Origin of the sequence: Pectobacterium atrosepticum (genome assembly GCF_000740965.1) — a bacterium.
Lineage (GTDB): Bacteria > Pseudomonadota > Gammaproteobacteria > Enterobacterales > Enterobacteriaceae > Pectobacterium > Pectobacterium atrosepticum.
The window spans coordinates 1,581,279-1,604,440 of sequence record NZ_CP009125.1 but is presented as its reverse complement, the minus strand read 5'-3'; the positions used below and the strand labels follow the sequence as shown (position 1 = coordinate 1,604,440).

The 23,162-nt window shown below is 45.2% G+C and carries 18 protein-coding genes; 1 reads left to right on the top strand and 17 read right to left on the bottom strand.

The window, feature by feature from the left end; all coding sequences use genetic code 11:
- From dmpG to wecA, 14 genes are all read right to left on the bottom strand, one after another.
- Nucleotides 1-1,032 carry a 4-hydroxy-2-oxovalerate aldolase gene (gene dmpG, locus GZ59_RS07075; RefSeq protein ID WP_011093013.1) on the bottom strand — a complete coding sequence of 344 codons (1,032 nt, stop codon included), beginning with the start codon at nt 1,030-1,032 and terminating at the stop codon, nt 1-3.
- Between the two features lie 4 nt (nt 1,033-1,036).
- Nucleotides 1,037-1,927 (bottom strand): acetaldehyde dehydrogenase (acetylating), encoded by an 891-nt coding sequence (locus GZ59_RS07070; protein ID WP_039290871.1) that lies wholly within the window; start codon nt 1,925-1,927, stop codon nt 1,037-1,039.
- A 27-nt stretch (nt 1,928-1,954) separates the two neighbouring features.
- The gene (locus tag GZ59_RS07065; RefSeq protein WP_039290869.1) at nt 1,955-2,890 is read right to left on the bottom strand and encodes an NAD-dependent epimerase/dehydratase family protein; all 936 of its coding nucleotides are present in this window, start codon (nt 2,888-2,890) and stop codon (nt 1,955-1,957) included.
- 5 nt (nt 2,891-2,895) lie between these two features.
- Complete coding sequence (locus tag GZ59_RS07060) at nt 2,896-4,692, bottom strand: thiamine pyrophosphate-binding protein (protein WP_051623235.1); 1,797 nt, start codon at nt 4,690-4,692, stop codon at nt 2,896-2,898.
- 9 nt (nt 4,693-4,701) lie between these two features.
- Nucleotides 4,702-5,484 (bottom strand): HpcH/HpaI aldolase family protein, encoded by a 783-nt coding sequence (locus GZ59_RS07055; RefSeq protein ID WP_051623232.1) that lies wholly within the window; start codon nt 5,482-5,484, stop codon nt 4,702-4,704.
- A 194-nt stretch (nt 5,485-5,678) separates the two neighbouring features.
- Nucleotides 5,679-6,992: a lipopolysaccharide biosynthesis protein RfbH gene (gene rfbH, locus GZ59_RS07050; protein WP_011093008.1), complete on the bottom strand. Its 1,314-nt coding sequence runs from the start codon at nt 6,990-6,992 to the stop codon at nt 5,679-5,681.
- Nucleotides 6,992-8,083 carry a CDP-glucose 4,6-dehydratase gene (gene rfbG / locus GZ59_RS07045; protein ID WP_039294806.1) on the bottom strand — a complete coding sequence of 364 codons (1,092 nt, stop codon included), beginning with the start codon at nt 8,081-8,083 and terminating at the stop codon, nt 6,992-6,994. Before rfbG ends, rfbH begins: the two co-directional genes overlap by 1 nt.
- 5 nt (nt 8,084-8,088) lie before the next feature.
- On the bottom strand, nt 8,089-8,862 hold the full coding sequence (gene rfbF / locus GZ59_RS07040; protein WP_011093006.1) for a glucose-1-phosphate cytidylyltransferase: 774 nt from the start codon (nt 8,860-8,862) through the stop codon (nt 8,089-8,091).
- A gap of 94 nt (nt 8,863-8,956) precedes the next feature.
- Nucleotides 8,957-9,916 carry a CDP-6-deoxy-delta-3,4-glucoseen reductase gene (locus GZ59_RS07035; protein WP_011093005.1) on the bottom strand — a complete coding sequence of 320 codons (960 nt, stop codon included), beginning with the start codon at nt 9,914-9,916 and terminating at the stop codon, nt 8,957-8,959.
- Between the two features lie 123 nt (nt 9,917-10,039).
- Nucleotides 10,040-11,473: an undecaprenyl-phosphate galactose phosphotransferase WbaP gene (gene wbaP, locus GZ59_RS07030; protein ID WP_051918061.1), complete on the bottom strand. Its 1,434-nt coding sequence runs from the start codon at nt 11,471-11,473 to the stop codon at nt 10,040-10,042.
- A gap of 207 nt (nt 11,474-11,680) precedes the next feature.
- The gene (gene wzc, locus GZ59_RS07025) at nt 11,681-13,849 is read right to left on the bottom strand and encodes a tyrosine-protein kinase Wzc (protein ID WP_011093003.1); all 2,169 of its coding nucleotides are present in this window, start codon (nt 13,847-13,849) and stop codon (nt 11,681-11,683) included.
- A 16-nt stretch (nt 13,850-13,865) separates the two neighbouring features.
- Nucleotides 13,866-14,300, bottom strand: a complete 435-nt coding sequence (locus tag GZ59_RS07020; RefSeq protein ID WP_011093002.1) for an arsenate reductase/protein-tyrosine-phosphatase family protein — start codon at nt 14,298-14,300, stop codon at nt 13,866-13,868.
- 8 nt (nt 14,301-14,308) lie between these two features.
- Complete coding sequence (locus GZ59_RS07015; protein ID WP_011093001.1) at nt 14,309-15,445, bottom strand: polysaccharide export protein; 1,137 nt, start codon at nt 15,443-15,445, stop codon at nt 14,309-14,311.
- A gap of 123 nt (nt 15,446-15,568) precedes the next feature.
- A complete protein-coding gene (gene wecA / locus GZ59_RS07010) occupies nt 15,569-16,654 on the bottom strand; it encodes a UDP-N-acetylglucosamine--undecaprenyl-phosphate N-acetylglucosaminephosphotransferase (RefSeq protein ID WP_039290863.1) in 1,086 nt (361 codons plus the stop codon).
- A gap of 742 nt (nt 16,655-17,396) precedes the next feature.
- Between wecA and GZ59_RS07005 the strand changes: the two genes are divergently transcribed.
- A complete protein-coding gene (locus GZ59_RS07005; RefSeq protein WP_039290861.1) occupies nt 17,397-18,983 on the top strand; it encodes a TerC family protein in 1,587 nt (528 codons plus the stop codon).
- Between the two features lie 79 nt (nt 18,984-19,062).
- On the opposite strand, the gene dcuC is transcribed toward GZ59_RS07005, so the two are convergent.
- The 3 genes from dcuC to dcd form a co-directional block, all read right to left on the bottom strand.
- On the bottom strand, nt 19,063-20,415 hold the full coding sequence (gene dcuC, locus GZ59_RS07000) for an anaerobic C4-dicarboxylate transporter DcuC (protein WP_039290859.1): 1,353 nt from the start codon (nt 20,413-20,415) through the stop codon (nt 19,063-19,065).
- A gap of 264 nt (nt 20,416-20,679) precedes the next feature.
- The gene (gene asmA, locus GZ59_RS06995) at nt 20,680-22,515 is read right to left on the bottom strand and encodes an outer membrane assembly protein AsmA (RefSeq protein ID WP_039290857.1); all 1,836 of its coding nucleotides are present in this window, start codon (nt 22,513-22,515) and stop codon (nt 20,680-20,682) included.
- A gap of 63 nt (nt 22,516-22,578) precedes the next feature.
- Nucleotides 22,579-23,160, bottom strand: a complete 582-nt coding sequence (gene dcd, locus GZ59_RS06990) for a dCTP deaminase (RefSeq protein ID WP_011092996.1) — start codon at nt 23,158-23,160, stop codon at nt 22,579-22,581.
- Between the last annotated feature and the right edge of the window lie 2 nt (nt 23,161-23,162).

The following is a 23,162-nucleotide window of genomic DNA, read 5'->3' as shown; positions in this document are numbered from 1 at the left end:
TTATTGTCCCTTTTCAACGGAGTTTTCATTACGTTTGGCAAGATCCCGCGCAACTTCGTAAATCAAGCTTTCCTGGCCTGCAACCGCTTTACGTTCACCCAGCCCAAAAAAGATATCTCTGGGATCAACATTGTAATCTTTCGCAGCTTTTGCCACAGGTTTGGCAAATCCTGAAAATACGCCGGCAAGACCACTTACAATCGATAAAGGCGATATTGACGGTGCGACAGGGTTAAATCCTTTTTCAGCAATATCGGCTGCATCCAGAATTTTATAGAGATCGATACCTGTTTCGTAACCCAAGCGTTCAAACACGGCAACCAAGACTTCCAGTTGAGTATTCCCAGCGCCAGCGCCGAATCCACGAATAGTTCCGTCAATAATTGTTGCACCTTCCTGCACTGCAACCACCGAGTTAATGACTGACATACCCAGATTATTATGACCGTGAAAACCGACAGGTACGGTTAGTCCATTGACCAGCGTCGAAATACGCTCTTTCACATCATCAGGGAAATACGCCCCAGCCGAATCCATGATGACAATCGCTTCTGCGCCATAGGACTCCATCTTTCTGGCTTCTTCTAAAAGAACCGCAGGAGAAGTCATATGGCTCATCATCAAGATCCCCCATGCCTCTTTGCCCGAATTTCTGACAAAGTGAATGTGACGATCGGTAATATCAGCTTCAGTACAATGCGATGCAACACGGAATAAATCGACGCCAAGCTCCAGAGCTCGGGTCAGATCTTTCTTGATGGTGCAAAACCCAGGGATCAGGTGGATCGCCATACGAGACTTGTGTAAGTGCTCACGCGATATGGTAAAAATATCTTCATCACTCAACAAGCATTCGCCAACAAGCATTGACGAGGCGCCCAAGCCATTACCGTGACCGACTTCCACAACCGGAACATTGGCAGCCTCAGCCGCCTGACAATAAGCGGCAAAGCTTTCACGCGTCAGTTGATGTCTTACAGCATGATTACCATCACGGAGAGTTGGATCACATAATAGAATTTTCTTCGCCATCGTCTTATTTCCCATATCTCAATGAAGAAATCATTTCCGTTACAGCAATCGCCGCACAATTAATAATATCAAGGTTGCCAGCGTATTGTGGCAGGTAGTCGCCATTACCCATGACTTTAACCGTAGTGACAACACGGTTGCCATCAAGTGTTGGCGGCAGCACTAGCTGATATCCAGGTACGTAGCGTTTTAGCCGTTCAACCATTTCTCTTACCGCGGCATCAATTGCAGCAATATTTGGGCGATCTATTTTTGCGTAAATCGTCGTCTGCATATCAATCGGTGGCACCGCAGGGTTCAATATCAGAATGGCTTTCGCCCGATGAGCCCCAGTGAACTGCTTAAGCGCTTTTTCTGTCGTATCAATATATTCATCCAGATTTGCACGCGTGGCTGGCCCTGCACTCCGAGAGGCAATGCTTGATGCCACTTCGATATATTCAAACTCAGGATGAACGGACGAAATCGCATTAGCAATGGGAATCGAGGATTGTCCCCCACAGGTGACCATATTGATATTTCGATTACCTGACGCCAATATCTCTTCAGCATTAATCGCAGGAATGCAGAAACCACCGACCTTGGCAGGCGTCATATCAATAACGGTTTTATCAAGCGGTTCCAGCTCACGCCAGTGCTCAATATGAGCTTGAGCGGAAGTTGCATCAAAAACGACATCGCAAATAGAAGGATCGTCCAGAATAGCCTGAATCCCGCGATCTGAAATGTGTACCCCGAGCTCATTTGCTCGTTTCATGCCGGCAGAGTTGAAGTTTCTTCCGGCAAAAATTGTGCATGTAAGCGATTCAGAACGCATAGTTTTGATTAGCAAATCAGTACCAATGTTACCGCTACCAATAATGCCAACACGTACTTTTTTATTTAGATTTGTCATCTATTAGTCTCTACTGAATTTTTCTCTCTAGACTGTTTTCTGGAGACCTAAAATAGCGTTGGTCTCCTCGATGATGGTTTCAAGAGATGAATACTCTGGCAGATAGCCAAACTTGGCAGCTCTTTTGTTCTTTGAGTAGTAGCAGGGTTTAATACCCGTCGCATTAATAGACATATTCGATTCCTTAACGCGATAGGATAAACCGAATGTCTTTTTCATTTCGTCAAGTAATGTAGCTTTGTCCACTGGTTGCCGACTATAACAATCCAAGGAGATATTCATCGGCGGCGTATTGAGCACACGTTCAACCAGTTGATAAAAATCCTTAGGATGCATAAAATCGCGATAAATCATATCGGATGAGGTGATCAACTCCGTACCGGACTGAATCGCTCTGACGATATCGGTAATGAAGAAACGCGCCTCTAAGTCTTGGGTCCGACTAAAGACATTGAATACACGCAAATCAACGATGGCATACTCTTTTAACGAACGGTGTCTGCATTCAGCATGCAGTTTTGCTACCGAATAATATTCTTGTGGAAGCAGATTATTAATATTAATCGTTGATGGTGTGTCGGCGTCCGCAGGTTCTAAAAATGATGAACCATAGGCCGCACCACTGGATAAGAATAGATAGCGACGATCGGGATGTTTTTTTAGCTCGTTAAGCACTAACTCATCATAATGCAGCGTAATATCGAAGATACTTCCCCCCATAGCAGCAGCTTTAGAGGGATCGCCAATACCAACGAAGTTAATGACCACATCATGATCAATATTGGGATATTCTTCGTATTGATTCACGCTACAGCGTGATGTTATGCCATTTTCAGCAAGCCACGACTGTGTCTGCTGAGGTGTTCGGCCAAAGAGAATCAAATCGTGCTGGCTATAAACATAGATAGAACGAATAAGATCTTTAGCTATTTGGCTGGTACACCCGAGAATCGCAATATGCATGGTAATTAATCCTCTAAGATAGCCGCTGACATTTCCTTTTCAATAACATCGTCAGGTAAAGCAGGCTGCATCTCATGAATAGGAGTTGACACCATTCTTCCATCTGGCAAGCGTTTAGACGCAACGGTAGGAATAATACGCTGATTCTTCATTGTGATGACTTCAACAAGCACCGGTCCATCTATTTCCAATGCTTCTTTAATTGTATTGCATATCTCTTCGTTCGTTTTACAGCAGAGGTAAGGAAGTTCATAGCTCTTGGCCAAAGACTCCATCGCCGGAATAAATACGCCCGATGCATAATCGGCACCGACGATTAATCCCTGGAAGAAATCCCTGTGCGTATTACGCATAGAGACATAGCCAGAATTGTTAATAACAAACAATTTGACGTTGCGCTGCTCCATTCGCATGGTGGCAAGTTCGTGTACGTTTGTCATCAGCGAACCATCACCTGTGACACAAACAATCGGGCGATTACGATCGAGAAGTGAGCATCCATTTGCTGCAGGCAGCGCATAGCCCATGGCACCGAGTGAACCAGAGGAGATAAATCGCTGTCCGTCTTTTAAACGAATCGCCTGCCCCGTCACATAAAATGCCGACCCGGCATCGGATACCACGCAAGCATTCTCAGGTAACAGTTGCGATAGTATTTCAGCAAAATCATAGAAATTAGCGCCGTCTTCCTCGTGCTGATGTGGTTCCGCATGCACAGGGTAACGTGTTTTCCAGCTATGGCAGCATGCGCGCCATTTTTCAGAAGCGTGTGGCGTAATAAAAGGTTTAATGCTCTCAATGAATTCGGCTACGCCAGCCCTGACTTTCAGATTGACATTAATCTGCTCTCTTTCCAGCACGGCATCATCGAGATCAATTTGTATTTTCGTCGCCGTAGGGGCAAATAGTTTATTTTCCCAACCCGTTGTTTGCCCGTGCAGACTCGTACCAAGCGATAAAATAACGTCAGCAGTTTGGACGGCAAAGTTACCGGCTCTATCACCTTTGGGGCCAGAGTGCCCTACAAATAACGGATGTTCATAATACATAACATCCTTGCCCAGTTGGGTCGTCACAACAGGAATTTTCCATTCCTCAATGAGCTTTCTGAACGCTTCCGATGCATTTGCTACCCGAACGCCCACGCCTGCTAATATAACCGGTCGCTTAGCTCCCGATACCGCCGCAATAATTTGTTGAATCTCATTCTCTGACGGTGCAAGTGCAGTAGGCTCTTCGTCGATAAACCCTTGCAGGGTTTCAGGATCAATCAACGCACCCTGAATATCCAACGGGATATCAAGTAAAACAGGCCCAGGTCGACCCGATGTCGCTTCGTGTATTGCTTTTTCAAGATGATATTTAATCGTGCTCGCATCAGTCAGCATGTGGCTATATTTAGTCACGCTTTCCATGATGGGTACGGTATTCACTTCAAATGTACCAAACTGACGCAATCCTTTTATGCCAGACATCGCAATGGTTTGTGTACTTTTACTTTGGCCCGTAATAAAAAGCGCCGGAGAACTATCTTGCCACGCGCCAACAACGCCAGTAAGGATGTTGGTTGCACCCGGCCCTGCGGTTGCGTAGCAGACGCCTAATTTACCAGAAAGACGAGCATACGCATCAGCAGCAATAGCAGATGCCTGCTCATGGTGGCTGCAAACATAGTGCATACCTTCACATCGAGCCAGGGCATCAACCATATGCATCATGCCCCCACCGTTCAATAGAAATACGGTGTCAACACCGATATTACGAAGGTGCTGAACAATAAAATCTGCCACTCGCATTTTCATGATTTCCTCTTATATATTTTTTATATTGAGCTTGAAGGTGTCTACGGCGGCAGACATCGCTTGTCTAATTAATGATGTGTCGACGCCATATACGAGCACATTGGCACCTAAATTAATGGCTGATGTAATTTCACTTTCATTACGAACCATCACGCCAGCCGCTTTCCCTGAATTTCGAATAGTTTTAACCGTTTCATCCACTATTTTAACTAACTCAGGGTGAAGCGTATTACCGTTATACCCAAGAGAAATTGAAAGGTCATAAACGCCGACATAGATCATATCAAGATCTTCAATCGAGCATATTTCATTAATTTCTTTAAGAGAAAGCGCGTTCTCAACAATAATTGAAGTAAGACCGAACGTATTGGCTAATTTACCATTTTGATTGCTAGATGCATTAGCATAGCCGCCTGCCCGAGTGAACGGATTATAACCTCTTGTTCCGCTGGGCGAAAACTTAGTCATTTCAACGGCCATTCTAGCTTGTTGCTCACCTAATACTTGAGGAACAATAATTCCGTGACTTCCCAAATCCAATGCCCATTGTACCGCGGAAGCATTCATGCCAGGCACGCGGACTATCGGAGAAGCACCAGCTACCTCAGTAGCCCGAATACAAGCCTCAAGCGCTTCTACGCCATAAATACCATGTTCCATATCCAGTATTAAAAAATCGATACCTGAACTTGATAAAATTTCAACGACGGTAGGAGATGATACAATAGACCAAATCCCCATAACGGGCTGGCCTGCGGCAAGCTTTTGCTTTATTGGGTTAAGCTGTTTCATCGTATTTATATTTTCAGTAAGTGTAGTATTTTAATACTATAGAGTGGCTGGACTGTGGCAATATGACGTTATGGCTTATTAGTAAGGGAGTCATTTTGCACAATTACATTGTGATTTTAAAAATTATTTTTAGATGAACTTATTTAATAAGCGGATAGCGATATACAAAGCAATCCGCTTATTCTTTATTTCAATTAAAAATTCAACCCAAAGAATTCTTCAAATTTTCCGATCACAAAATCAAGATGTTCAGTATCTAATCCCGGATAAATGCCGATCCAGAAAGTCTGATTCATGATACGGTCAGTATTGGTTAATTCACCAACAACACGATATTTCACGCCTTCAAAGTAAGGCTGACGAGTCAGGTTACCCGCAAACAACAAACGTGTGCCAATTTTCGCATCGTCCAAGAATTTAACCAGATCGATACGATTAATACCGCTTTCTTCTTTAAGGGTAATCGGGAAACCGAACCATGATGGCTCAGAATTTGGCGTAGCTTCAGGTAACTCAATGAACTCTTCGCATGATGCAAGACCTGCTTTCAGGTATTCAAAATTGGCATTACGCTTCGCCACGAAATCCGGCAAGCGATCCATTTGCGCCAGGCCACATGCAGCTTGCATATCCGAGATTTTGAGGTTGTACCCGACATGTGAATAGGTATATTTATGGTCATAGCCAAAAGGCAGGGAACCTAATTTCTGGCCGAATCGATTATTACAGGTGTTATCACAACCCGGTTCACAGTAGCAATCACGTCCCCAATCGCGGAAAGATTCAGTGATCGTTCTCAATTCAGATGAATTAGTAAAGACTGCACCACCTTCGCCCATCGTAATATGGTGTGCGGGGTAGAAACTCACGGTAGCAATGTCACCAAATGTGCCAACGATCTGGCCATTGTATTTAGCGCCCAACGCATCGCAGCAGTCTTCAATCAGCCAGAGGTTGTATTTATCAGCAATTCTCTTAACTTCAGATAAATCAAATACATTACCCAGAGTATGCGCGATCATAATTGCACGGGTTTTGTCGCTAATTGCCGCTTCAATTTTGCTGGGGTCGATATTGTAAGTTGGAATATGAACATCAACAAAAACAGGAATCAGGCCATACTGAATTGATGGGTTAACCGTGGTTGGAAACCCTGCAGCAACAGTAATCACTTCGTCACCCGCCTTTAACGCACGATCGCCCAGTTTCGGGGATGTCAGCGTAGCCAGAGCCAGAAGGTTAGCGGCAGAACCTGATACTGTCGTCAGGACATGTTTTACACCAAGGAATTCACCCAAACGGCGTTCAAATTCACGGTTAAAACGCCCTGTTGTCAGCCAGCCATCCAGACAAGCATCAACCATCATTTTTATTTCTGGAGCACCGATCACTTTGCCCGCAGGAGGGATGACACTTTCACCGGCCAAAAATACTTTGGAGGCAAAAGCCTGGTTAGCATATTGCTCGACCAGTTTAGCGATGTCTTCTCTTAGGTTTTGGGTGCTCATCAATAGTGACCTTTATCGTTTTGAGTTTTCATATAATCATGTATTTCATTTAGCGTAATCTGATGCATATCCGCACCAGCTAACCAGGCTTTGTGCCACGTGACAATGCGGTTCAGCGTCTCGTCAAGCCGCCATACTGGTGCCCAATTCAAACGCATTTTAGCCTTGGAACAATCTAGCTTCAGATAGTGTGCCTCGTGGGGATGTTCACCATCATCCAGAATCCATGATGCATCGTCGCCCCACGCACCAACCATCTTCTCAACAATCCATTGAACCGGTTGAGCATCTTCATCTAGCGGCCCAAAGTTCCAAGCCTCAGCATACTCTGTACCGTTTAGATAAAGCGCCTGCGCGGCACAGAGATATCCAGACAGGGGCTCAAGTACATGCTGCCAAGGGCGGATCGCGTGCGGATTGCGAATCAAGACAGGACGTTGCTCTTCAAACGCCTTAAGGATATCGGGAATAAGACGATCGAGGGCCCAGTCACCACCGCCGATCACATTACCTGCTCTGACAGAAGCCAGCGCACAACCATGTTCGTGATATTTATCAGCATTAAAGTATGACTGTCGATACGCAGCGGCAACTAACTCAGCACAGCCTTTGCTGTTACTGTAAGGGTCATAACCGCCCATGGGCTCGTTCTCACGATATCCCCAGACCCACTCTTTATTTTCGTAGCATTTATCACTGGTAATATTGACTACCGCTTTAACGCCACCGATTTTACGCACCGCTTCCAGCAAATGCACGGTACCCATGACATTCGTAGCGTAAGTATCGACAGGAATATCGTATGAAAGCCTGACAAGCGGCTGAGCCGCCATATGGAAAACAATTTCAGGACCGAATGCTCTGATACTTTCTTCCATTTTCTGGTAATCACGGATATCCCCAATTTCACTGGACATCCCTTCGTCAACACATGCGGCTTGGTAGATAGACGGCTCGGTAGGCGGTTGCAACGCATACCCTTTTACTTCTGCCCCCATGCTCTGTAGCCACAGGCATAACCAACTACCTTTGAAGCCAGTATGCCCTGTTACGAAGACCTTTTTTCCTTGCCAAAATGCTGAATTTACCACGCTGCTTACTCCCATTTTTTCCAAGGAGCTTCACCATTTTGCCAAAGTTCATCAAGAAGCATTTTGTCTCTCAACGTATCCATTGGCTGCCAGAAACCCGTGTACTCATAAGCCATCAATTCGCCCTGCGCGGCCAGGGTCATCAGCGGTGATTGTTCCCAAACGCTGCTGTCACCATCAATCAAATCCAACACCTTAGGTGACAGAACAAAGAAGCCGCCATTAATCAAGGCGCCATCACCTTTTGGCTTTTCTTTAAAACTTTTCACCTGTCCCTGAGATAATTCCAGAGCTCCGAAACGACCAGGTGGTAACGTCGCAGTTAATGTGGCAAGTTTGCCATGACGCTTATGGAAGGCAATCGTATCTTGAATATCGATTCCACAGACACCGTCACCGTAGGTAAAGCAAAAACACTCGTCATCTTTAACATATTCAGCAACGCGGCGTAGACGACCTCCGGTCATGGAGTGCTCGCCTGTATCTACAAGCGTAACTTTCCAAGGTTCTGCGCGTTTTTGAAGCACCGTCATTTCATTATCCTTCATATTGAAGGTAATATCAGACATATGTAGGAAATAATTCGCAAAATACTCTTTAATAACGTATCCCTTATACCCACAGCATATAATAAATTCATTTATGCCATGATAAGAATACATTTTCATGATATGCCATAAAATAGGTTTCCCACCAATTTCAACCATGGGCTTAGGTTTAGTAACCGTTTCTTCACTCAGTCTGGTACCTAACCCACCTGCAAGTATCACCGCTTTCATGGAACGCTCCTAGTTGGTCCCTACTCTTTAATTTTTTGCCATATACTGATGACAAATAATACATTCGATATATCTTTCTTAACCACTTTATGATTCAACCAGATACCACAAAGGCATCTGAATAAAAATTAGCGGCAGGAAGCCCTTTTTCAATCAATAACGCTTTTGCCGACTCAATCATTGATTGGCTTCCACAGGCATAGACACTGGCGGTGTTCAAATCACCAATATCAGCGACGACAAACTCCTGAACATAACCGTATCTTCCATCCCAACCCTCTTCAGGTTGAGACAAAACCAGACTGCACTTTACATTAGCGTGTTGGCTTTCCCATAGCTCAACAGAAGGATCATAGAACAAACTGCTTTTTCTATTTCCCCAATAAATATAAATATCTCGTTGAGTACCCTTATTAAGCAGGTCAGTAACAATCGACTTTATCGGTGCAAATCCAGTACCCGTTGCCAGAAATATTATTGGTCCAGAGCTTTCATTATTTCGATAAAAAAAGGTACCTTTTGGCCCTTCGAGCTGCATTAGTTGGTTAGCGGATAAATTACCAAATACCTTGCTACTCATGGCACCATTTTCTACACGCTTTAAATGAAGCTCAATTTTACTATTATTCTGCGGAATAGAGGCAATGGAGTAACTTCTGGTTATTCCTTGATACTTCAGATCAAGATATTGCCCAGGCAAGAATGTAAGGTTAGCTGTAGGTGGTAAACGCAGCGTAATAATTACAATATCCTCATGAGGATAGTCGATAGAATCGACCTTGCACGGTGCGGTTTTACTTTTAATATTCGCTAACTCAGGATAGTACTCCGCCTCTAGGGTCATATCGCAGTCAGGCTTTACCTGACAAGTCAAAATGGTAGTAAGGATTTCACCTTGAGGACTAAGAATATGGGCTTCACAAGCGTTACACGAACCATTTTTACAGCTATGTTCCAGAACAATGCCTTGATCTATTGCTGAATCTAAAATTGTTTTTTCTGATCCACATTCAAAAACAACACCAGAAGGCATTAATGTGATTTTATTCGTCATAATGGAAGCCAACTATTATTTATACTTTCGGCTAAATTAAGTTAGTCGATTTAGCACTAATTACAAATCTGAAACATGCCCATTGATATTATCTTCTCAATGTCTATTTCATTTGAGAAATCACTAATACTCGCCATCTCTTTTTAAAACAACATTAATCGTCTTAAATAAAATGGCGATATCATTCCATAGTGACCAATTTTTTACATACCACGCATCAAAGTACACCCGGGTGTCATAATCAACATCATTTCTGCCGCTGACCTGCCATAGCCCAGTCATTCCTGGTTTTGCCATGAGATAATAGTCGACATCACCGGCATAACGTTCCAGCTCTTGCTCAACAATAGGACGAGGACCAACCAAGCTCATCTCCCCTTTCAACACATTGAACAACTGAGGGAGCTCATCTAAGCTGGTCTTCCTAATGAAATTCCCTACCTTGGTGATTCTGGGATCGTTTTTTAACTTAAAATCTTTTTCCCACTCGGCTCTTGCTTCGGGATCTTTGTCGAGTAATTCCTGCAACACTTCCTGAGAGTTGACGATCATTGAACGGAACTTTAAGCATTTAAATTTTTTCGCATTACGCCCAACACGTTCATGCCCATATATGGCAGGGCCGCCATCTTTAGAAATCAAGAAAGCTAAGAATAGCAACAAGGGTGATGCCACAAAAATAATAGAGATAGAACCCACAATATCAAATGTTCTTTTTACTATTCGTGACGTCCTTTTAGCCAGATTGTTACTGACTCGCAGGATCATGACTTCATGGCTAAAAATGAAAGACATCTCAGTTCCATATAATGGAACGCCGCGCAACGTTGGAATGACAGAGACAGAACGACATTTCTTTTTAGCTAGTGACTTTAACCAGTAATCCCTCAGGTCATAATCTTCAGCGTCAACAGCGACAATAAATTGCGTTTCTTCAGAACAGCACTGTTCCCAAAGTTCATCTTCTGAAGAGAGAACGGGAACATTAAAAATCTGCCTATCGTCATTTTTCTTAGTTGAAAAAAACGCAACTATGCTAAAACCGAGAATTTCTTCGCTTTGTAAAGCAGCATAGGCATCTCTGGCATTTTTACCGTTTCCAATAATGACCGTTTGCTTTTTCCAAAGATTCAGTTTGTCTAAAACACGTTTAGTTAACGAGCGCCCCAGAGGGACGAGTACAAGCGCGAAAATCCACGTTAGCACCCAAACATATCGGGAGAAATCCCATTTCGAAAACGCAACAAATGCCAAATCTAATATGGAAAAAATGACTAACGTTCTTAAAATTTCCTTTAACTCGAACCAGAACGGCTTACGATAAGAGTAATGTCTTAATCTGACCCAAAACCAACTGACACAAATAACAGAAAGAACAACATGTGAAATAAATCTGGCAAAAAATTCATTTTCTGGAATGAAAGAATAAATATTAAAACCAAAAAAACCAATCAGAATAAAAGTAAGAATTAATGAAATATTAAAAAAGAAAAAATCCGAAAAAGCTAATGAGAATTTTATTCTATTTATTTTTCTAAAATTTAAAAATGAATGCATGATTATTACACACCTTAGCAATTGCTAATGATTCATTAATTAATAAGTTTGAAAATCAACAAACGCCTTAGCGTTTAAAATGCTTTAGGTAACATCATTTTAGTGGATTTATTATATTCGATATAAATATTGAGAGTGGGGAGCAGGCAAGTAACCCTATAAAAGAGCTACTTGCCATAGTAAGAACGATACTCTTATTTAATGAGACTATTTATCTGATTTATATTCATATGAATAATAATCATAGTTGCCGTAGCTATAGTAGCTAGCCGCACGTTTTACAATGGCATTCAGAATAACACCTTTAATCTCTGTACCATTCTGCTCAAAGCGGCGGATACTCACTTCAATTTCTTTCAGTGTATTCACCTCAAAACGAGCAACCAGAAGTGAAGTTCCAGCATGTCTACTAATCACAGCAGCATCGGTTACAGCAAGAATCGGCGGTGTATCCAGCAATACAATGTCGTAGTTCTTGGTCGCCCAATCAATAAATTGTGAAAAGCGGCTATGCATCAACAATTCCGAAGGGTTAGGCGGGATTTGTCCACGAGGGATAAAATCCATGTTTTCTACGGCAGTTTTACGAATACTTTTATCTGTCGTTATTTGCCCAGACAAGATATCGGAAAGCCCGTCTGTACCCTGACATCCCATCAGTTCGTGAGCGTAGCCTTTACGCATATCACAGTCGACAATCAGTACGCGCTGTCCTGACTGAGCGATTACAGCACCCAGGTTTGCACTAACGAATGTCTTACCAATTGCAGGGCTGGCACCAGAGATCATCAGCACATTGTTTTTTGCTTCCATCATGGCGAAGTGCAAGCTGGTACGTAAGCTTCTGATAGCTTCGATTGCAAGGTCTGCTGGATTCCCAACGGCAAGCAATTCTGTAGAGCGTGTATTACCTCTTTTACCCTTACCCAGCAGTGCTCGGTCTTTCTTCTGTTGCCAGGCTGACAAAGGCACACTTGCATATACGCTAATACCCAATTCAGCAAGCTGTTCAGGGCTTTCAATACCCTTATGCAATATGGTTCTAATAAGAACAAATGATACAGAAAGCAGTCCGCCTAGTATGATAGATAATAAAACGATAAATACTTTTTCAGGCTTAACAGGTCTGAGCTGTACAACTGCACTATCAATGATACGAACGTTACCGACAGTACTAGCTTTATTAATGCTTAATTCCTGCTGCTTGTTTAGCAACTGCATATATACTTCTTGGCCAGCTTTAACATCTCGAGTTAACCGAATAATTTCTTGTTGAGTCTTCGGCATTGCTCCAACTCGTTTATTGATTTTTTCCTTCTCTTCTTCGAGTGTTTTACGCTTTTCTAATAATGCACGATAAGCAGGGTGCTCTTTTGTATAAAGTTTCGATATTTCGGCTTCTTTAAATGTTAATTCATTTAATTGTGCCTCTAAAGCAACCATTGTTTCTAAAACGGATTTAGCTTCTAATGATAAATCCACTGATTCATTTTTCTGTCGAAAAATATTCAGCTTATTATCAGCTTCATCTAATATACTTCTTACGTTAGGTAATTGTTCTTTTAAGAATTCAAGACTGCGTCCTGATTCTTCAGACTTACGTTCGACATTCTGTTGTAAATAATTTTCACTGATACTATTAAGTATTTTATTGGTGAGGATCGGGTCTTCACCTTCAAGGCTCAATGCTAATACGCCCGTATCTTTTCCTCTATCAGCAACAGTCAATGTTTTTAGTATATTGTTAATTGCTGTTAACTGATTAAGTTTCTTTATGCTAAATGTTGTTCCTTCATCGGCAGCAATATCACTAATCAATAACGTCATCCCATCATGACGTTCTAACCTGCCGACCTGCCCTTCAAATCGAACTGCATCGCCAGCAGATATACTATAATTTTTATTATCGGTAACCGTTAAAATGATAGGTTCATCTTTCCAGGAATCAGGAACTTCCAGACGAGAGACAGCAAGCACTCCTTTCGTGGCGCCTGTCAATCTGGCAATCCCTTTACCAAAGAAAGGAAAATAATTTTGCTGAACATTGATATCCAGCGCTAAGTCATTAACCGTCTTCCCAATTATCATTCGAGAAGTTATTAGCTCTACCTCTGCAGCCGATTCTGGCTTAGCGTCTGGTAGCATGCTTGTTATATCGTTAATTAGCTTATTACTACTATTTTTCTCTACCTGAACCAAGGCATCCGCTTTATATATCGGTGTTGCCAGCGTAGCGTAGAGAATGCCAAATATTAAAAATATTGCCGTTACACCGATTATTAGCCATCTGTTATCTAATAATGTCCCTAATAAACGACCTAAATCAATCTCATCCGCATTGGTATCGGCGGTTTTTACTGAAATTTTCTCTGCCATGGGTTTCCCTGACTTGTTAACGGCTTAGTACCTGCACCCATTTCTGGGCAGACTGCTCAAGTTGTGAATAGACAAATTCAAAAGCTTCGCGGCTCTTTCGATAAGGATCCGCTATCTCTTGTTGTTCCAGCCAACGACCGAATAGCATGGTCTTACCACGAACCTCAGGAGCAATACGGCATACAGCCTCAATATGCTCTTTCTCCATAACCAAAATGAGGTCGTATTGCCGACACAATGCAGAAGTTAGCTGTTGTGCAACATGTCCTTCAAGAGAAAGATCGTGCTTATTTGCAACGTCAGTTGCCATAGCATCTGCAGGTTTCCCCACCAGCGCCCCTACCCCTGCGGACGCCACTTTTTTTGCAGGTAACACCTGTTTTAGCAATCTCTCCCCGGTAGGGGAACGACAAATGTTACCTACACAGACAACCAATATCGAATCAAACATAATTATCTCTATGGCCAGGTACGAACACGCAAGCTACCTTCGCTGAGATCGTTGAAAGCAGAAATAGTAGGTGCGAGCTGTGAAATCAAACGGTTCCAACGAGCAATTGGTGCAGCAGTCACATAAACCACATCATAAGGTTGCAGTTGGAATTCTGCCCCCATAACAAGAGACGTCGCATCAGCAGCATTGAGCTGATAGATATCTGCCAACTTCGGCCCCTGTGTTCCTCTCAGTGGGCGAATGACAAAGACACCCGTCGCATCAGCCAACGTTTGGTCCATACCTTCGGCGTTACCTAAAGCTTCCGTCAACGTCATGCCACTGCGGTCCATTTTAAGCGTGCTTTGCTTTTTGACTTCGCCCATTACGAACACTTTCAGGTCGTCATTACGTGGTATATAGAGGATGTCACTAGGATAAAGGAGATGGTTTTGAGACAGGTCACCATTTTGCATTAGCGCCTGAAGAGAGATTCTTTTTTCCTGACCGTTATGGGTCAGAATAATATTGCGCCAATCAGCATTACTGCTCAATCCACCAGCGTTGTTGATGGCATCCAAAACAGTGAGAGGCACATTAGTGATAGGTTGTTGTCCTGATTTATCAACTTCCCCTGTTACATACGCTTTTTGCGAACGAAACGCGGCAATGCTGACATCAACCTGTGGAGATTCAATATACGTTGCCAAACGACCCATGACTTCATCACGGACTTCTGTCACCGTCTTACCTGCAACTTTGACCTTGCCGATGTACGGATAGAAGATTGTACCGTCGGAATGTACCCAGTTACCGGTATCAGCAGCGGTACGGTATGTACCAGCAGGCGTGGTCAATTCAGGGTGATCCCACACAGTGACCATGATGACATCGCCAACGCCAATGCGATATTCATACTGTTGTAGTTCGCGTTCCAATGCAGGGTTAGTCTGTGCGATTAATGGCTTGACGCGCATTTTATCGACTAAATAAGGCGTAAGAGGATAAACATTCACCAGTTTATCAATATTGAAATCAGCGTCTTGCTGCTCGATAACCTCTTTGCCACTCGTCGAAAGATGACTTCCGGGAATTATTGTACAGCCGCTAAGAAAGGCTATAGACACGACTAGCGGTGCCAATTTTAACTTGTGCTTTATCATCCTGTTATTCCATCACTCTTAATTCAAAATTGCGCAAATCCCTACAAAATATCAAATGATTATAGAGAATATTTATTCAACTGAACCCGCAGTCTAGCGTATAAAAAGTCTGTAATTTGTCGCTTAGCGACGCTGAGCGGTGCGATTTGACAGCTTAGCCACCAGCCTGTCTGAATGCGTTCGCCGCCCCAACTGCAGTACTTTTCCTATACGCGGTATAAAATAGAAATAACCGATAAACGTTACAAAAAACAGGCTCAACATCATGGACTGGCTCACGTTATTACGATCGCTGATGATACCCACGGCAGCCAGCAGCAATGCCGCAAACGTAATGACCATCAACGACTGCCGCGAGGTTAGTCCTGAAGACATCAATATGTGGTGAAGATGGCCTCTATCCGCTTTAAACGGACTATCACCTCTCAAAAACCGCCGCAGCATGATAGCAATCATGTCGATCAAGGGGAGCGCAATTAACCAAAGTGCCGTCACTGGATGCATTACTGCTGTCTCTCCCTGAGAAGCAAGAACCAGCAACCAAAGTACGGTAAATCCTATAACGGTGCTACCCGCATCCCCCATAAAAACCTTAAATTTTTTTCCCAACGGAATACCAAGATTAAGAAAAAGATAAGGTAGCGTAGCCGCCATCATGCATAGGCTCCAGAGCCCTAGCTGACGTTCGCCTCCAGAATAGAATAAGAAAAACAGCGAACAAAAAGCGATGCAGGAAAGCGAGCCCAGTAAACCATCAATCCCATCGATCATATTAAAAGCGTTGATAGCACCACATACGGCAAACAGTGTAATGACGTACCCGAATCCCCCTAAAAGAAGCTCATGCCCAAATAAAACATTTCCCAAGGATGAAAGGTATAAACCGGAATACATCATCAAACCACCTACCATCGTTTGAACAGCAAATCGGGGCAAAACAGGAAGGTCAAAACGGTCATCAATTACACCAATAACCAAGAGCAACGTGGCGCAAACCATGTATAGAGAGAAATCAGGAAGCCAATCAGAATGAAGTATAAATAAAATGCAGAGGGCGCAATAAATCGACACGCCCCCAACAAGGGGAATATTTCCACGGTGTTTTTTCCGCGCGCACGGCTTATCCACCAATCCGATGATGGTTGCTACTTTTCTAGCCAGAAACAGCGCGGCGAATGCGCTTAAAAATACAACGATGAAATCTTGCATTTTTGCACCATCATCAACCGTTAAATGTTCTGCATCAGGCACGCTACCGCCCTTGGCTCATAGCTACCAATGCACTGTTAAATCACGTGTGAAACCCATTTACTGAATTAAACATTCAGCCCGCAAGCCATCCGCTGTGTATCAACCTTTTTTTGTTCGCAAATGCATGAATGCCGCTAACCAATTATTAATAATCACTATTTTTATTTATAAACCCACACTATCGCTGCAGAGACTCCTTTTTCACCCCAATAGTATTGACGACGAAGTGAAGAGTACAAGAGTAAGATGTTCAAGGACGAGCTTTTCAGAATAAGACTACGCATACACTTTCTCTAACGCATCGTCAGTCTAAAAGGCATCTTGGGAGGAAGCTATCGGGTGCAGATAAAAAATCATAGCAAAAACCAGATCCTCCCTGTCGTAAAAATCCTGTTAAAAAAGGCATATGCATTCTATGCGTTGTCTACCAACACTATCAAACATTAACGCGCCTTATCCCGCTCATAATCCTGAAAATCTTGCCTATCGATGCTTTTTCACACTGTTTCCAGTAGCTCACCACACGACATTAAGTAATAACTAGCCACCACGTAAAAGCGGGATGCAACACGAGTAAATTGACTACCTACTGGCTTACTGACCTCGTCAAAGTAAAGAATATCCCTGCAAATTCTGGTTCATCTGTGCACGCCCTGATACGCTATCGGGGTTATGTTCATTTAAAGGTGAAAAAATAGATATGGAGTGGATCGCTGATCCAACGATATGGGCCGGGTTGGCCACGCTGGTTGTCCTGGAACTGGTTCTGGGCATTGATAATCTTATCTTCATTGCCATTCTGGCTGAGAAATTACCAAAAGAACAACGCGATAAAGCCAGAGTCGTCGGCCTGCTGCTTGCCCTGATTATGCGGCTGGGCTTGCTGGCGTCTATTTCCTGGCTGGTATCGTTGACGACCCCCCTCTTCACGTTCCTTGAACATACCTTCAGCGCTCGAGATGTCATCATGCTGATTGGTGGGCTATTTCTACTCTTTAAAGCCACCATGGAGCTCAACGAGCGTCTCGAAGGAAAGGATGAAGATCAGCAAGCCCAACGTAAAGGGGCACGTTTCTGGCCGGTAGTCGCTCAGATAGTGGTGCTGGATGCGATATTCTCGCTGGATTCCGTGATCACCGCCGTCGGCATGACAGACCATCTGCTGGTCATGATGTCCGCCGTGACGATTGCCATCCTCCTGATGCTGCTGGCCAGCAAGCCACTGACCCGTTTTGTCGCGGAACACCCGACCATCGTTATCCTGTGTCTCAGCTTCCTGCTGATGATTGGTTTCAGCCTAGTGGCGGACGCCTTTGGTTACCACATCCCCAAAGGCTATCTCTACGCTGCGATAGGTTTCTCGGTACTGATCGAGATGTTAAATCAGGTTTCCCTGTTTAACCGCCGACGCTTTCTTTCTTCTACGGTTCCGCTACGCCAGCGTACCGCAGAGGTTGTTTTGCGTATTTTGCGCGGCAATCATGAAGAAGCCGAGCTGGATAATCAAACCTCGTCGATGATTGCCGACAACACCCGGGCAGGCCGGGAGGTTTTCAATATCCAGGAACGCCGGATGATAAAGCGGGTATTGGGGCTGGCACAGCGAACCATCAGCAGCATTATGACGTCGCGGCATGATATCGAGTCGGTTGAGCTGGATATTACGCAGGATGCGCTTGCTAAGCTGTTAACGACCAACCAGCATTCTCGGCTCGTGGTCACCGACAGCAATACCTCTGACGAGCCGCTCGGCATCATAAATGTTGCCGATTTACTACAGCAGCAGCTAAATCGCGAGCCGTTTAACCCACGCATTCTGATCCGTCAGCCGCTGGTGTTCCCCGAGCAACTCTCGCTTTTGCAGGCGTTAGAACAGTTTAGAGAAGGAAGGACACATTTTGCGTTTGTCGTTGATGAGTTTGGTTCAATGGAAGGGATTGTCACATTAAGCGACGTGATGGAAACCATCGCAGGTAACCTACCGCGCGAAGGTGAAGATCGCGATGCGCGCCACAGCGTTCAGCAAAATGACGACGGCAGTTGGACCGTAAACGGCTATATTCCGCTGGAAGATCTGACGATGTATGTTCCGCTGACGCTGGATGAAAAACGCGAATACTATACGTTGGCAGGGCTGCTGATGGAGCACACGCAGCGGGTTCCGCAAGTGGGCGATACATTATCAATCGATAACTATCAGTTCACTATTCTGGCGGTGGAAAGCCATCGCATCGTGGAAGTCCGCATCACACCGAACGACGAACCACAGACTGATTTTGAAGTGTGATGACAACGATGTAACACAGCCGACACCATGCTCACTCACAGCCCCTTCCAGATCGGTAGGGGCTGTTTGCTATGTGTTATCACGCGGGTATCATAATTTCTGTGGCAACCACCACCACAATCAACCCGACCAGAACAGGAACAGATGTGCGCTTCACCACCTCAAACGGCGATATCTTCGCCATCCCCGCCACCGCAACCACCACGCCGGATACCGGAGAAATGGTACGTCCTAAATTGGAAGCCTGAAGCATCGGAATGGCCAGATAGGCAGGGTTGATACCCATTTGTGACGACAGCTTTGGAATCAGCTCAACAAACGCATAAAACGGCGCATTGCCCGAACCCGTCGTCATAGCCGCCAGCATCGTGATTACCACCAGCACCAGCATAATCACCAACCCACCGCTGCCAAATGACTGCGCGAGGCCAATCAGTCCGCTGATAAAGCCAATTGTGCCAAGTCCCTGAGCAAAAACACCAGCAGCAACTAGCAGGATTACGACGCTAGAGAAAGCATCGGCCATGCCGCGATAAGCTACATCTAGCCCATCAAATACTTTTTGCGCATTGAATGAACGGACAAACTCCAGCACCGCGGTCAACACCATACAGATAACCAGTACGGTGATAATGTGAAGCTCCGGCCCCCATTTGCCATCAAATACCAGTACGCCCATGATAGGCGTAAACGGCAGAATGGCGTAAAAACGCGGAGCATTCGTCGTGATCTCGCTGACATCCAGAATCTCATGGCTAGCATTCTCTTTGTTGTCCAAATAGCGCTGCCAGAAGAAATGTGCGATGGCCATGCACACGATAGCAATGATGGAAATGGGCAGCGTGGCCTTAAAGGCGAAATCCACTAATTTCATCTGCGATGCCTGAGCAGCAAGCACCACGTCGCCCGACGTTGGCGACAGGATCAACGCCACAGGGGATGCACAGATTGCCGCAGCAGCACCGCGGCTAATCCCGACATTCACCATGACAGGGAACAGCGTTGCCATCAATAACACGCCCAGCCCAGTGGCCGATGACACCGCCAACGACATCAAACAGGCGACAAAATAGGCCGCAATCATCAGCAAATAAGGCGAGTTGATCATTTTAAGCGGGCGTGAAACCAACTTAACGACGACATCATTCGCCCCGATGTGCGTCATGTAAGCCGCAAACCCACACAGCACCATAATCATCATGCCGAGATCGCCACCGCGGCTCATCAGCAAAATTTTTACGTATTCAAAAATATCCGTAGCGCTCCAGCCCGTCGCCTTCGCACTGGCTGGCAATATGTTTTTCCCCAGCATGGCACTGATTGCCAAGAGTAAGAGGCCTCCCACCAGCAACACGCCCGTCGCGGAATACCCTTTTATAATGTAACGACCAACCAGAATCGTTACAGCAACACCAATCAAAAGTTCGAGCATAGTGAGTTTCGATACCTGAGTAATAAATTATCTGACAGAAATTCCCCGGCAGCGGAATCTCACCGCACCGAAAACAGGGAGCGGAGTTTACTGCTTTAGAAAATAAAAAAAGAGAAAAATATTAATATGCAGCGTTAAAAAAGAGACATCGAGCACAAAGGCGGGCTGGGAAAGGATGACAGAGTAAGGGAAAACATTAGGGAGACGCTGCCGATTTGCTGACGAGAATCAGCAAATCGGCCAAGAACGCAGCACTTCTGAAACTTAAAGGCGGTCGAGCAGTTGCTTCAGATCTTTGCCCTTCTGGTTTTGCTGATTTTGGCTGGCCCAGTCATTTAGGCGTTTCTTCAACTCGTCCTGTAGACGTTTACGCAGCAATTGATCCACCTGTAACTGGTAGTTCAATTTATCCCACTCGCCATAGACGCGTAACGGGATCGCTGTGTTTTTCAACACGCTGACCAGTTGCTCATCGCCCTGCCACCCCTGCGTGATAGAGACATTCACGTTGACGTCACACGTCTGAGCTGGCAAATCGAATTGTCCTACACCACTTAGCGACAGCAGCTCTGAGTGACCATTGAGATCGGTAAGGCGCAATTTACCTGCGTTCAACTGTACTTTCCCTGTCAGCTGTTGCAGTTCGGTATAACGCTCGTAGCGCTCTTGTCCTCGCACATTTCCGTTGCTACGCGCCACCGCCATCTGCACCATTTGCTGAATGTTTAAGCCCTGTAGACGTACATTCTTGGCTTGCAGCGTCGCCGTTCCTTGCCATTGCTGGAGCAATGCAGGCAGCGCAATACTGTTTCCGCTAAATTGTCCCACCATCGACAATTTCCCGCTGACCGTCTCGGAAGACAGCGCCAATGCGGACATCAACTGAGCAAGCTCAATATCCTTGAGGTCAGGCCGTAGCGTGATGTTGGTTGCTGATTTTGTCACGACTTTAGCGGGTAATGAGAAATGTCCATCCCCCAGTTCGCCACTTAAGGTAGTGATGTCTAACAACCCCAGCTGATTGTCTGCCCGTAGCGTAAATTGTCGGACATTAAGCCCACGGTAAACCAGTGATGCTGCCTGTAACGACAGACGAGCGGTGAATTGCTGTAGGCTATCTTCTGGCTTAGCCGTGCCACTTTCATTTGAAATAACGGGAGCTGACGGTTTAACCGCCACCGTAGGGGCGCTGTTCTCTTTTACCGACGCAATCCCCAGTAGAGAATCCAAATCCAGTTTTTCAGACAACAGCTCCAATTCATAATGAGGGACATCACCCAAGGTCACGCTACCCACCCCAGACAACTGGCTATTATTGGTATTGAGTGAAAGCTGACTAAACGTGATTTTTTCAGGCTGCTGTTGATAACTCGCCTGTACACTTCCCGTCCCGCTGATACCGTTTGCCGGTATCCCCGCCCCCTGAAGTTGATAATCCAGTTTGGTGATATTGGCATTTACCTGCTGAGGGAAATGTAGCAAATCGACATCTGCGGCAAGAGAGAAGGCAATATCGCGCTGATCGCGATTGATACGGCTAGATAATTCGATGCTGATCTGGCGATCGCTGCTCTGCTCCATCGCAAGATTAATATCGCGAACATTAATCTGTTCATTATTACTACGTTGCAGAATCAACAGGCTATCGGCAACTTTTATCTTATCGATATCCAGCCGCCAGCGTCGTTCTTCAGATGGGGCCTGCGACCCCATAGGGGCAATTGGCGCAGTGTTAGACTGTTTGGCTTCACTTTCCGGCGTCAGGCGAATAATGGCCCCTTTTAGCATCACCTGTTTGACTGCCAGCTTGTGCGACAGCAGCGGCCACAGTTGCACATCAAGGCGCATATTCTCAGCACTGACAATTGGCGCACTAGAACCGGGCGCACTTAATGACATACCGCCAGATAAAATACTCAGTTGCGGCCATACGTGCCAGCGCAGATCGCCGTCCAGTTGCAGGCGGTAGCCGCTACGTTCCTCAACCTGCTTCACCATATAAGCGCGGAAGTCATTGGGATTAACCAGTACGACCAAAGCCGTCATTCCTGCCACCAGCACCACAAGCAGAATTGCCAGCGTCGTCAGAAATCTTCTCATGCCATCCTCATTGCGAAACGCACGGCTACCTGCTTTTTACGTTACAGGCCTGTCGCCAAACGCTCAGTCTTTATCGATCCGGCTCGCTACCGCACCCTGTTGATCTTTATATTTGGCATCCTGACGGCGGTTGTACGGACGAGCAGCCGGCCCGGAAAGCGGTTCAAAACTCAGTGCGCCAATCATCATGCCGGGGCGTAACGCCAACGGCAACTTACCTGAATTATAGAACTCCAGCACAATTCTTCCTTGCCAACCTGGATCAATACGGTGTGCGGTGACGTGAACCATCAATCCCAGACGGGCTAACGAAGAACGACCATCCAGCCAGCCAACCAAATTATCCGGCAACGTGACAGACTCAAGCGTTACTGCTAGGGCTAATTCTCCCGGATGCAGGAAAAACGCCTCACCTTCCGGCAAATTAATCTCATCACTCATGACGCGTTCGAGCGCAGCGCTGACTTCATCCTTCGGGCCGCTTAAGTCAATGAAAGCCGCTGTGTGCCCACGGAATACGCGAAACTGATTTCCCAAACGAACATCAACGGTCGCGCCACTGATCCTCTCAGTCGGCGGACGGGGTGTAATCACCAGTCGGCCATCATCCAGCCAGGCTTCAATGTCACGGTCACACAGTCTCATCT